This window comes from Streptomyces sp. NPDC057939, from assembly GCF_042887545.1.
In the GTDB taxonomy this organism is placed as follows: domain Bacteria; phylum Actinomycetota; class Actinomycetes; order Streptomycetales; family Streptomycetaceae; genus Streptomyces.
Window position 1 is genome coordinate 1 of the sequence record NZ_JBHVPG010000065.1, and the last position, 12,084, is coordinate 12,084.

Sequence of the window (12,084 nt, forward strand, 5' to 3'; positions counted from 1 at the left end):
CCGCCAAGACCGCGCAAGCAACGCCCGACCAACGCGCACGCCAGCTCATCCATGACTCCGTTCGCCCAATCCCCGGCCCGGCTCTGCCACTTTCCTGTGGTGAACCAAATACAGCACGACCAGCTGTCGGCAGCGGACCAGCGCCGTGGAGTCACCCGTACGGGGATTGACGGGGGGATTGTCCACACACCTACGGGGGGAGCGTTCCCCCGTCCAGGGTGTTTCGGGTGCGGCCGTGTTGCTGCCGGACCGTAGGGATGGACCGGTCCATGAGCTCCATGAAGCAGGCGGGCGTTGTGGCGGTTTCACCGGCCGAACCAAATGCGCTCCGGTTCCGGGCACTTCGTAACATTCTGGTACCAGGGTGCGGCGGGCTGGCGGGCCGGCGGGAACCGTGATCGTGCCCGCACGGCCGTGGCCTGACGGGCGACTGCAGAGCTTCGTGAGTCCGAGCAGCCTCTGGACCTCCGTCTCGTCGGTGCCGAGTTGCCCCTTGGTCACCCACGACCGGCTCAGGTCGCGGTGCGCGCATGCGCACCCGCGTTCGTGTGAGCGACATTGCCCGATCCTGTGCGGATCGTGCCCTCCGAGCCGAGGTGGGCCGGGCCTGGGCCGAGCCGGCCGGGCTGGCTTGGTCAGCAGGTTTTGTAGTCGTGCCGGGTGGAGTTGTATGAGCAGGTGTGGTGGGTGGTGTTGTTGGCGCGGCGCAGGGTTGCGGTGTCCTTGTCGTTGTTCCAGACGTAGGCGGCGCGCTGCTGGTGGAGTGTGGTGGCGGTGTTCGTTCCCTTGCCGGTTTTGATGGTGACGGTCTTGCCGGCGCCGAGGGTGAACGTGGGGAAGGTGTAGGTGTGGCGGGAGCCGTCGGTCAGGGTCCAGCCCTTGAGGGGGACGGCGGCGCGGGTGCCGTTGGTGATCTGCACCCACTCGCCGTTGAGCGAGGTGTTGGTTCCGGTGTCGCTGCCGGGGGAGTCGTACCAGATCTTCGCCACGCGCAGCGTTGCGGCGGCGTCGGCCTGACCGGGCAGCAGGAGCGCGGTCGCGGCGGTGATCGCGGTGACGGCGGCGACGTGGGAGACGCGGGGCATGAGCATCGGTGGGTCCGTTCGGGTCAGGGGCGAGCCGTCACGGGGGACGGCGGGGCATGACCGGAACGCTAGGGGTGAACGAGTCTGTGAAAGCGGGCTGTTGCCTGCCCGTGACAGAACGTCACCCTTTGGTGTGAGGCTCGCCTGGGGAGTGCGCTGCCGCACCGGGCCGCTTCGCCGGCAGCAGAAGGCGCACCCGCCGCAATGCTGCGTAACCTGGCCGCCGTGGTCGGCCGGCCGTTCCTGAAGAGAGGGAGAGCGCCTTCCAACTGCCTGCCGAACCGCGAACACTGCCGGCCGCCGTTACCGATTCGATCGAGGGACTTGGGCAGCAGTCTGTGACGGCCGCACCTGAAGGAGGTCGGCTCGCCTGATCCCATCGGCTGGCGCCCCCGGGGAGCTCGCGGCGCCCGGTGGCTGCTGGTGGAGGCCGCGGGCGGCGGATTTCGCGTTCGGGCTGAGCGTCGGCGATCCCCGCCAGCTAGCGGACGACGTCCTGGCTGATCGGCTATCGGCGGCTCAACCACCGCTACGAATGCGATCCCCGCAACCACCTGGCCCTTCTCGGACTTGCCGCCGCCATCTGCTTCTACACGCGGCGTGTCCGCCTCACCACATTGGACACGGTCTAAAGAGGTCTGTCACCAGCCGCAGACGAGGGCTGTGGGGACCGAGGGAGGGCTGGTCGTCAGGTTAGAAGGGCGGCGAAGGTAGCGGTGACGGCGGCGGTGAGGGTGATGACCGCGGCGAACGTGGCGGCGGCGCGAGTGAGGGCCGCGGGATAGCTGGCGTTGTCCATGCGAGCGAGTTTGCCCGCGCCGGCGGCGGCCATCATCGCGACGAGGATCACATAGGCGGTGGTCAAGAGTACGACGGCGACGGTCACGACAATCTCCAGGCATGTGTTGGGGTGTTGACGTGGTTGAAGGTCGCCGAATCCGTGTTCGCCGGGATCCGCCGGGAGGAAGATGAACACCGGCGAACACGACGGTCCCGGGGGCGGTGCACCTTGCACGACGATTTCAACGGTCAGGAACCGGCGCTGACCGAGCTGCGGAAGAGGCTGAGAGGCGGGACGGCCCGCCTGCGGCTGAACCAGACGGATCTCGCCCGGCGTGCCGGGTTGGGACGCACGACGGTGTCCGAGGCATTCTCGCCGGCAAAGCCTGCCCCTTCGCCGGAGACGGTGGCGGCCCTGGGCCGTGCGCTGCGGCTGCCGGTCGAGGAGCTGCTGGAGTTGCAGCGGAGTGCGGTCGAGGGCGCCGAAGCTGGGGTTCGGTCGGTGCCGGGACGCCCGATCGGCGAGTGGGATCCGCACGACCTGGAGGTCCACCCTGCCGGGACCGGTGACGGGCCCTCCGGTCCCGGCAGGTGGAGGGACCCGACGATGCCCAAGTACGTGCGGCGCGAGCATGACAGTGTCCTGGACGGGCTGGTGAAGGACGCCACGGTCGGCTCCAGTCGGGCAGTGGTGTTGGTCGGAGGTTCGTCGACGGGCAAGACGCGGGCGTGCTGGGAGGCCGTGCAGCCGCTCGCGAAGGAGGGGTGGCGGCTGTGGCATCCCTTCGACCCGACCCGCGCCCAGGATGCTCTGGAGGACCTGCCGCAGGTCGCGCCGCGCACCGTGGTGTGGCTGAACGAGGCCCAGCACTACTTCGGCGGCGCCGCGGGCGAGCGGATCGCGGCGGCCGTACACCGGTTGCTGATGACCGCGGAGTGCGGGCCGGTTTTGGTGCTGGGCACGCTTTGGCCCGAGTACGCCGCCCGTTACACGGCCCTGCCCTCGCCGGGTGGGGAGGATCCGCGCAGCCGGGTAAGGGAGTTGCTGGCCGGCCGCATGCTGAGCGTTCCAGAGTTGTTCGACGCTCCCGCGCTGGCCACCGCGGCCGCCTTCGCGGCTGGCGGGGACCGGTTTCTGGCCGACGCCCTCAGCCGCGCGGGCGCCGACGGGCGGGTCACCCAGGACCTCGCTGGTGCGCCCGAACTCCTCAACCGTTACCGGCACGCGAGCCCGGCCGCCGCAGCGGTGCTGGAAGCGGCGATGGACGCCAGACGCCTCGGTGTCGGACTCCATCTCCCGCAGGCCTTCCTCACCGACGCCGCCACCGACTACCTCACCGACACCGACTACGACCAACTCACCGACGACTGGGCCGAACAAGCCTTCGCCGAACTCGCCGCCCTCGTCCACGGAAAACAGGCCCCCCTGCGCCGCACCACCCCTCGCACCCGGCGACGTCCTCCCGCCCCGTCCCCGGCAGGTACCGGACAGGACACCTCGCCCGCAGGACTGATGTACCGACTCGCCGATTACCTCGAACAGCACGGCCGCACCGGCCGCAGGCACCTGTGTCCGCCCGCGTCGTTCTGGCACGCCGCCCACACCCACCTCACCGACCCCGACGACCTCGGCAACCTCGTCCGTGCGGCCGAGGACCGACACCGCGTTCAATGGGCCCACTCGCTCCGCCACCGCGCCGCCGACCACGGCAACACGACCGCCCTGGTCCACCTGGCCGTGCTGCGGGAGCGGGCAGGGGACCGGGACAGTGCCGAAACCCTGGCACGACAGGCAGCCGACCATGGCAGCACCACCGCCTTCGACCGCCTGGCCGGAATACGGGAGGAGGCCGGGGACCCGAACGGCGCCGAACCTCTGGTCCGGCAGGCCGCCGAGTACGGCAGTACCAAAGCCTTGGTTCGCCTGGCCAGGATGCGGGAGCGGGCCGGGGACCGAGGTGGTGCCGAAGCCCTGGCACGGCAGGCCGCCGAGCATGGCAACACCGACGCCCTGCTTGACCTGGCCTGGATGCGGGAGAGGGCCAGGGAACGGGAGGGATCCAAAGCCTTGCTTCAGCAGGCTGCCGAGCACGGCAGCATCCAAGCCCTGTACCGCCTGGCCAGGATGATGGAGGGGGCCGGGGACCGGGATGGTGCCGAGGCCCTGGTCCGGCAGGCTGCCGAGCACGGCAACATTGATGCCCTGGACTACTTGTCCGGGATGCGGGAGCGGGTCGGGGACCGGGATGGTGCCGAAGCCCTGCTTCGGCAGGCTGCCGAGCACGGCAACACCGATGCCTTGTTCCGCCTGGCCGTGATGCGTGAGGAGGTCGGGGACCGGGATGGTGCTGAAGCCCGGGCACGGCAGGCTGCCGAGTACGGCAGTACCAAAGCCTTGGTTCGCCTGGCCGTGCTGCGGGAGCGGGCAGGGGACCGGGATGGTGCCGAAGTCCTGGCACGGCAGGCTGCCAAGCATGATGACGCCGCTGTCTTGTACCGCTTGGCCGTGATGCGTAAGGAGGCCGGCGACCGGGATGGTGCCGAGGCTCTGATCCGGCAAGCTGCCGACCATGGCTACATCAGCGCTCTGTTCGACCTGATCGTGATGTGGGAGGAGGCGGGGGACCGGTCTGGTGCTGAAGCCCGGGCACGGCAGGCTGCCGAGCGTGGCAACACCACCGCCCTGTTCCGCCTGGCCGTCATGCGTGAGGGAGCCGGGTACCGGGATGGTGCTGAAGCCATGGCACGCCAGGCCGCCGATTTCGGCGACACCTCCACCTTCGACCGCCTGGCCGAAATGCGTGTGAGGACTGGGGACCGTGATAGTGCCGAAGCCCTGCTCCGGCGGGCAGCCGACCACGGCAGCACCAGCGCCTTCGACCGCCTGCGGGGAAAGCCGGGAATCTTCACCAGTCTGTGGCCGAATGGCCTCGACCCGGACGGGGCACCAACGCCTCCATAGCCGGCGTCGGCTCACCATCGCGGGCGGAACAAACAACCACCGCCCGACCCATCGTAGGAGGGATGCCGCCGGCGCGGTCGGCGACTGAACTCCTGCCGCTACCGCGCGTTGGCAATGGCAGGTCACCTGAGGCATGACCGCCGAACCGTGTGACCGCGGGACCCATGACACCGTACGGAGCCCGTCAGACCCGGTTCGGGTCCGGCAGCCGCAGCCAGCACTGCCCTGCTGCGCGCCGGCAGGAGCGACTGCGGCGGGGAGAGGCTGCCCTCTGCAGCACACCGCCAGTGCGCAGCAGGATGAGAGCGCAGTGGCACGCATGGTGTTTGGCAGCTGACCTGCCGTGTTTACGACACGTGCGATCGCGCCGCCGAACTGTGCAATCTCCCTCTTGAAACGCGGCTCTGTCGCTTGGCCACGTGACCCGCTGCCTGATGGAACCTCAGGCCTCTGGTGGATGGCCACCCTGTCTTCAGGCCGTTGGTGACGGGCGCTAGGCGAAGGGTGCATGGCGAAGTGAGCGAAGTCGCCACAGAAACGTAGGCGAGGGCTGTTGCTGGTTCCCTCTCGGACCGCCGACGGACCGTCACCCACGTATGAAAGCGGCCTATTTGATGATCCGTCAACAGTGCATATTTTGTGGGAACCTACGAGGTGCGTTATGTGGACGTCACGCGGATTATAGGGATCTAACAACGAAAGGGCGCTTAAACCATCCCCAATTGTCAGCTGCGCTACAGAAGATATCGCGGCAACATTGTGTGAACGAGGACCAGCAGGGCGGCATTTGGTCGGCTTGGCCAGCAGGACCCTGCACTCGTGCGAAAGGAGCCCTTGTAACTCCGACACGGTTCCTAGGCCTCCGTCGGAAGGGCTCCTTTGCAAGGCCCCGTCACTATCACGGAGCACGCTATGCAGGATAAGGCAAACCCGACCGCGCCCGAAAGCGTTGAAACGGGCCCGCGCGCGCTGTCCCGCATTGGGAGGGCGGGACGGTGGTTCACGCGCCGACGCAAGTCGCTTGCGTTCCATCTCGCCCGAGGCGCAGCGTACGGAGCCGGCGCCGGTGGTGTCGGGTTGATCGTCTGGTGGATCGAGAACCACTAACCCCTTGTGCCCCCGGCCAGCCAGGCCGGGGGCACAGCCTTGTCCTTCTCTCATTCCCCAGAGCCGCCCCGCCCCTCCCCGTGATCTGCCCACCGAACCGCACCGGCCGCGGCACGACTGTCCGGCCGTAGATGCAACCAGCACGGGGCAGTTGGCGTATCCGCAGGCCGCTTGTGGGGAGTACCGCTGGGTGAGGAGTTCAGAACGGAGCCGCGGCGGGCCCCGCCACATGCACGGGCGAGGGATACGGGGCGAAAGGCGTCCTACCTCTGACTCGGTGGGATGCGATGGGCGCGTGCGCAGGCTGGACATCGGGTCCCGTGAAGCGCGCGGTTTTTCACCGAGGTGACCCATGAATGACTGCAGGTGGCGCAGCGCCACTGGCAACGGTTGTGGCTGCCGGGTCGGAGTGTGTGCGGAGGGCGGTCGGGGCGATCGAGGTTTTCGACTGCTTCGAGAGCAAGCTGGGGGAAGAGGTCGGCAAGGTTCTTGCCGGCCGGTGCGCTTGCGCGTGCGGCGCTTGTCCGTGTGCGGCCGCATGGTGGGCATCCGTAGCCCGAGCTGCGGGTGGCGATCTGTGCGTGCCACTGGTGACCACAGGCGGCGCAGCGCCATCGGCATGTCTTGTTCGACTTGGGCAGTAGGTCTGCCGGTGTGCGTCCGGGTTCGTCGAGGCAGGCGACGAACTCGTCGGCGAGGGCGGGGTCGACGGTGAGCAGACAGTTGTCGGGGGAGGCGATGGTTCGTGATCGGCGGATGCGCTCGCGTGCACATGGGGGGCATCCCCTTCCGCGGAGGCGCGCTCCCGGACTGGTTTCCCACGTGTGACCGCAGGCGCTGCACCGCCAGGTGACCAGGAAGTTGCTTGATGGCCTCAGCTGGGCCGCGGTTCGGTCTGGATGAGTGACGCAAGCAACGAACTCTGCGGCCAGCTCGGGGTGCAACGCGGCGAGAGAGCATTCTGCTCGGGCGAGGGAGCGTTCTTGGGCTAGGCGCTTGGAGACGCATTTGGGGCAGCCGGTCTCCTGGCCGGCCCGGGAACCGACCACGGCTTCCCACGCCCACGCGCAGTGCGCGCACTTCCAGCGGACGCGGTCAGGCGCGTGAGGGGTCAGCCAATCCAGCCCGATGCCGGGTCGGGTCAGGTTCTCCACGAACTCGTTCTTCAGATGCGGGGCGGCGTCCAGGGCAGAGGTACGGGGCTTTCCGCTCTGGAAGTCGTTCCAGGTGCGGGCCGCGTCGGCAAGAGCCGTCGCCACCCTCAGGGAAGAGGGGCGTTTCCAGGGCAGCTTCCTCTGCTTCATCCAGACACCGATTGCCGTCGCCCACAGCACAGCGTCGACACCGCTCTCCGTACCGGGCACGCGACAGACTTGCCCACCCACCTCTTCGAGTTCCTGCGGCCGCACGCGCACGTAGTCGAGCTCGGACAACGCCGTGACCTTACGGCCGTCCCGACCCTGGTGGCCGTTGTGCCATCGCGCCGGATCGAGATCGATGTACAGACCGAAGGCCGGAACGAACAGGTCGACGCGCCACCGCCGGCCGCCGACGACGACCTCGACATCGACGTCGACATCGACGCCGCTCCCGGCGCGCAGCACCTCCATGACTTCGAGTTCGAAGCGCGAGCGACCGAACCCTCCGCACCTGCGGCACCCCGATCCTCCCGCCGTGCGCGAGGCCACGGTCGTCGTCCATTCGTGGCCGCGGCTGCACCGCCAACGACATCGATCGTTCACACCGGCGGGCATGTCACCGGCCATCCGCCCGGGATGAGTTTCATTGGATACCAACTGTCCGGCGACGCGCGGATGGGTATCGGCAAGAGACCGACCCTGCCGAGGCAGACGACGAGCTGTGGCATTCCGGGCCACTGCGCACCTGGGGCACCCACTCTTCCTCCCAACCCGGCTGACGATCGTTGCCTCCCACTGGTGGGCGCAGTCCCCGCATCGCCACAGGCAGCGGTCCACCGACGCCGGACGCCGTGCCTCCAGGCCAACACCGGGGGACGTCAGGTTGAGCAGCAACTCCTTCACCAGTTCCGGCGCCCTGTCCGCAGCCGACCCTCCCGGGGCTACTTCGCCTCGTGCGGCAGCCGCCCTACGTTGGTTCGCGCACGCCGGACACCCTCGTCCCGCAGTCCGGTTCGCCACAGTGGAGGCCCACTCGTGACCGCAACGCGAACATCGCCAGAAACACCGTTGCTTAGAGCCGGCACGGAACTGATCCGGAGTACTGCTCGGACGGGTCTCATTACGTACGAACTCCGCACTGACCGCGGGAAACAGGTCCGCGAGCGACCTGCCCCGGGGCGCCCTGGCCCGGCCGGCGCCCCGTACAGCCCGAGCGCACTGCGGACACCCACGCCCGCCAGCGCGATTGGACACCGCCGACACCCACTCGTGCTCACACGTTCCGCAATGCCAGCGAACCCTGCGATTGCTATACGTGGTCAGGTCGAAGAGCGAGTAGCCCTGCCCTCCGACCACCTCGACAGCCTCGGGGAAGACTTCCTTATGCGTGTCCCTGAACAGGGTGGGCGCGCTCATCCAGCAAGCATTCCCTGTGCCACTGACAGCCAGAGGCTGTGCCGGGCGCCCGTCGCGTGCTGATGAGCGCGCACGCTCGCCGAGTCGACTGAGACCTCCCAGTCCACGTCACCCACTGCATCGGCTACGGCTTGGACCCGCGGCCACGCGGCGGCGGGGGTCGGGGCGTGGGACGGTGCGGGTGGGAACCGTGGTCGACGACGGGCCTCTCTCGGACAGGACCCGGCTGGCAAGCCCCGTAGTCACGCCGGCCGGGTTCTGTCATGAGCGGAATCGAGCGACCTTGGGCAGCATGCCGTTGGCGAGCGGGCGGAAGGCAGGCATCAGCTTCGGCTCGGCGGCCGGCCCCAGTCGGTCCGACTAGCTTGCCTTCTTGACCGACACCGCGCTGTTGGTTGGGAGTCCGGCGACGACCTGGTGGTAGGCACCGTGCAGCGCTCCGTCGAGCTCGGCGAGGTGCGCGGCGGGCTCCGCCTCCAGGCCGAGCGCCGTCGGCACGGTGGTCTGGGCGTTCTCCCACCGGTCCTCGGCCGGCAGCTTCGCCCGCGGGTCCGGCCACCGGCCCCCGCCCCGCGCGTACACGTTGCGTCGGCGCAGGGACCGGTGGAGGTGTTCCAGCACGCGGCTTCGGCCGCCCGTATCGCGTGGGTGCGCCTTTTGTGGCCGAGGTCCAGGACTGGACCGGTGCGGGACCGGCTCAGTAGAGGGTCAGCGAGCTTGCCTTGTCGTTTCGGACCTGGGGAACGTTGCTGATCGGGCCGTAGGGGCTGTACTCGTCCAGGTAGCCGTCCTTGCTGTTGTCGTAGTCGAACAGAGTCAACCTGTAGGGGCTCCTGTTCCACACGGCGCTGATTTTGTTGTTGATGTCGTGGTTGGAGAGCTTGAACTTCCCGGTGCCGGGCACCACCCACAGCAGGCCGGTGCCGTTGGAGCTCTGCCACACGCATGCCTGGTTGTGCAGGCAGTTTTGCCAGTCTGTCGGCGAGTACGGAGTGCTGACCTTGATGGGGTGGATCACGGTGGGGGTGTCGGTGCTCCCGTCCGGAGGGGTCTGAGCCGAAGCCGTTCCGGCCGTCGCGGCGAGCAGCATGGCCGCTCCGGCCGCGGCCAGAGCAAGACGCTTACGCATGAGATGTCCTTTCATCGGTAGGAACATGCCGCATGTCCATGCACAGATGAACAGTCATCCGCCAGGGCGGCCAGAGAGAGGCAGCCCTTTACGGCAGAAGGACCGATTCCTCCCCTGTGGACGACCAAGAAGCTCTCCTTGACAGGGAGCGGGGGGACGGCCGGTGCCGGTTCGCCGGGTGGTACGCCAGGCCCGCGCGTACGGCTGGGAGGCAACGGAGTGATCCGGCTCAAGGCGCGCGGACTGCTGATCCTGGAGTGGATCTCCGGCTACATCACGGTGCATGGCTGGGACTCCACGATCCGGGAGATCGGCGTGATGGCCGGGCTGTCGAGCACCTCGTCCCTTATCCCGCCAGTGCTTGGATCTCCTCTCGCGGTTGTAGAGGCTTCTTCTCCTGCTGAGCGGGCCGGCGAGATGACCAAGCCTGCAACAGCGTTGTTGCAGGCGGCGAGTTCACGCACTCTAATGCTCGGGTTCGTGAAGCGGCAGATCACCGGGGACCTGAAGCGGTTCAGGGAGTACATCGAGGAGCGGGGGAGCGAGACCGGTTCCTGGCGCGGCGAAGTCTGAGCACCTCGCTCTTCGCATTCGTGGCGTTGCTGCGTCCCGGCGGTGGAGTTCGGCCGCCGCCGGGCGACTGCGGGCCGGGATGGAACGGCCGGGGCACAGACCAACGCGCGCACCCCCGGGATGGTCAAGACGATGTGGGCCGGACGCTGGCGGCCGGCGTTCGGCCGCCCGGTCCGACGGGTGTCGTCTCGTCGGGTGTGGCGAGGTCCCGGGCCTGGTGGGCGCGGTCCTCGATGAGCCGCCGAAAGCCGGGGAGAGCGTAGCGTTCCCCGGTCGCCGCGTGACGGCCGGGGATTTAGGCGAGGTCGGCAACACCTGCTGGCAGGGATGGCTGCCGGGTGGTGGGCGGGCGAGTTATCAGGCGGATCCGTTCGTGGACGGTAAGCGCGGGGAACGGGGGCAGGGGCGGGGGAGGGGAAGGTTTCCCCGGGTACGGCCGGGCGCGTGTCCGGGCGGCGGAACAGGAAGGACGCCTTATGTCGAAGGTCGAGGAGTCCGTCGAGGTCGACGTCCCCGTGCGTACGGCTTACAACCAGTGGACGCAGTTCGAGTCGTTCCCCCACTTCATGGAGGGCGTGGAGCGGATCGACCAGCTCACCCCGACCCTGACGCATTGGGTGACGAAGTTCGGTGGGGTGGACCGGGAGTTCGACGCCCAGATCACCGAGCAGATCCCCGACGAGCGCGTCGCCTGGACCACGGTCGACGGTGAGGTGAAGCAGGCCGGTGTGGTCACCTTCCACCATCTCGCCGACAACAAGTCGAAGGTGATGCTGCAGCTCGACTACGACCCCGAGGGCTTCGCCGAGAACCTGGGCGACAAGCTCGGGTTCGTGAAGCGGCAGATCACCGGCGACCTGAAGCGGTTCAAGGAATACATCGAGGAACGGGGCGCCGAGACCGGTTCCTGGCGCGGCGGGGTCTGAGCCTCTCGCACCTTCGCGTCCGCGGCGCTTGTACGGCGGTGGAGTCCGGCAGCCGCCGGGTGCCGCCGACGGGGAGGGAACGGCCGACCGCACGCGGAACAAGGTTCCCCGCGGATGGTGATGACGGGTGCGGACCGGCCGTTGGCGGCGAGGTCAGTGGGCCGGTGCCGTTCGGTCGGGTGTGGCGAGGTTGCGGGCCTGGTGGGCGCGTTCCTCGATGAGCCGTCGGAATCCGGCGAGCGCGTAGCGTTCCCCGGTGGCCGCGTGGCGACCGGGAATCCTGGCGAGGTCGGCCATGACCTGTTGGGGTTGGGCCCGCCATCCCATCGCCCGGACCCGTAGTCCTCGGCATTCCGCCCGGTGGTGCAGGTCCAGTAGACGCAGCAGCCCCTCACGGTTCATCGACGTCACGCGGCGCAGGTCGAGCATGAGGGCTCGCTCGAAGCCGGTGATCTGTTCCAGTACCCGGCCCAACGGCGTGCCGGCCCTCTCGTCGAGCACCCCGTCGACGCCGGCCAAGAGGGTTCGATCGTGGTGCTGAACACGAACAGTGATCAAATCAGGCCTTCCGTCACCGGGAAAGCCGTTTCCCCCGGTACATCATCCTGGCGGCAAGGTCGCATGCCGAGGTTTCGTGACGCGCTGGTAGGGCGCACCGGTTCCCCGCCGACAGGCCGATGGCCGCACGGTCGAGCAGGACGAGGGCATCGCCCCACACGTCGGTCCTCGGGCCGGCCGTGCAAGCTGTCTGCGCACCCCTATCGGCGGCACCGTGGACGCGCCGCACGCGCGTGGCCGGGTGCTCAGGTCCGGGTCTGGATGCGGAGGACGTCGACCTGACCGACGGGTTCGGTGAATGGCGCGGTGGCGGTCCGGGCGTCTGGGAGCCGCTGACGTGATGATGGTGGGCACCTGCACAGTGGGGGAGGAGCAGGTACCCACCGGGTGACGGCCGGGGCCGCTCACC

The 12,084-nt window shown here is 68.5% G+C and carries 9 protein-coding genes and 1 pseudogene; 3 read left to right on the forward strand and 7 right to left on the reverse strand.

Annotation, left to right across the window (positions count from 1 at the left end; genetic code table 11):
* Positions 1-635: 635 nt before the first annotated feature.
* Entirely contained in the window at positions 636-1,091 is a 456-nt protein-coding gene (locus ACFVS6_RS38385) for a lamin tail domain-containing protein (protein ID WP_389711168.1), read from the reverse strand.
* A 682-nt stretch (positions 1,092-1,773) separates the two neighbouring features.
* Positions 1,774-1,971, reverse strand: coding sequence for a hypothetical protein (locus ACFVS6_RS38390; protein ID WP_389711169.1), 198 nt, complete (start codon positions 1,969-1,971; stop codon positions 1,774-1,776).
* Between the two features lie 36 nt (positions 1,972-2,007).
* Between ACFVS6_RS38390 and ACFVS6_RS38395 the strand changes: the two genes are divergently transcribed.
* Positions 2,008-4,827, forward strand: coding sequence for a hypothetical protein (locus ACFVS6_RS38395; RefSeq protein WP_389711170.1), 2,820 nt, complete (start codon positions 2,008-2,010; stop codon positions 4,825-4,827).
* Positions 4,828-6,197: 1,370 nt separating this feature from the next.
* Here the strand turns inward: ACFVS6_RS38395 and ACFVS6_RS38400 are convergent.
* From ACFVS6_RS38400 to ACFVS6_RS38415, 4 genes and pseudogenes are all read right to left on the reverse strand, one after another.
* A complete protein-coding gene (locus tag ACFVS6_RS38400) occupies positions 6,198-7,544 on the reverse strand; it encodes a zinc-ribbon domain-containing protein (protein ID WP_389711208.1) in 1,347 nt (448 codons plus the stop codon).
* Positions 7,545-7,592: 48 nt separating this feature from the next.
* Positions 7,593-8,489: pseudogene (locus ACFVS6_RS38405) on the reverse strand (zinc-ribbon domain-containing protein); the annotation flags it as partial.
* A 360-nt stretch (positions 8,490-8,849) separates the two neighbouring features.
* On the reverse strand, positions 8,850-9,110 hold the full coding sequence (locus tag ACFVS6_RS38410; RefSeq protein WP_389711171.1) for a hypothetical protein: 261 nt from the start codon (positions 9,108-9,110) through the stop codon (positions 8,850-8,852).
* Between the two features lie 76 nt (positions 9,111-9,186).
* Positions 9,187-9,618, reverse strand: a complete 432-nt coding sequence (locus ACFVS6_RS38415) for a peptidase inhibitor family I36 protein (protein WP_389711172.1) — start codon at positions 9,616-9,618, stop codon at positions 9,187-9,189.
* Positions 9,619-9,837: 219 nt separating this feature from the next.
* Here ACFVS6_RS38415 and ACFVS6_RS38420 point away from each other — a divergent pair, with 219 nt between their 5' ends.
* On the forward strand, positions 9,838-10,191 hold the full coding sequence (locus ACFVS6_RS38420; protein WP_389711173.1) for a hypothetical protein: 354 nt from the start codon (positions 9,838-9,840) through the stop codon (positions 10,189-10,191).
* Positions 10,192-10,667: 476 nt separating this feature from the next.
* Positions 10,668-11,117 carry an SRPBCC family protein gene (locus ACFVS6_RS38425; protein ID WP_389711174.1) on the forward strand — a complete coding sequence of 150 codons (450 nt, stop codon included), beginning with the start codon at positions 10,668-10,670 and terminating at the stop codon, positions 11,115-11,117.
* A gap of 153 nt (positions 11,118-11,270) precedes the next feature.
* Here ACFVS6_RS38425 and ACFVS6_RS38430 read toward each other — a convergent pair whose 3' ends face one another.
* A complete protein-coding gene (locus ACFVS6_RS38430) occupies positions 11,271-11,636 on the reverse strand; it encodes a hypothetical protein (RefSeq protein ID WP_389711175.1) in 366 nt (121 codons plus the stop codon).
* Positions 11,637-12,084 lie beyond the last annotated feature (448 nt).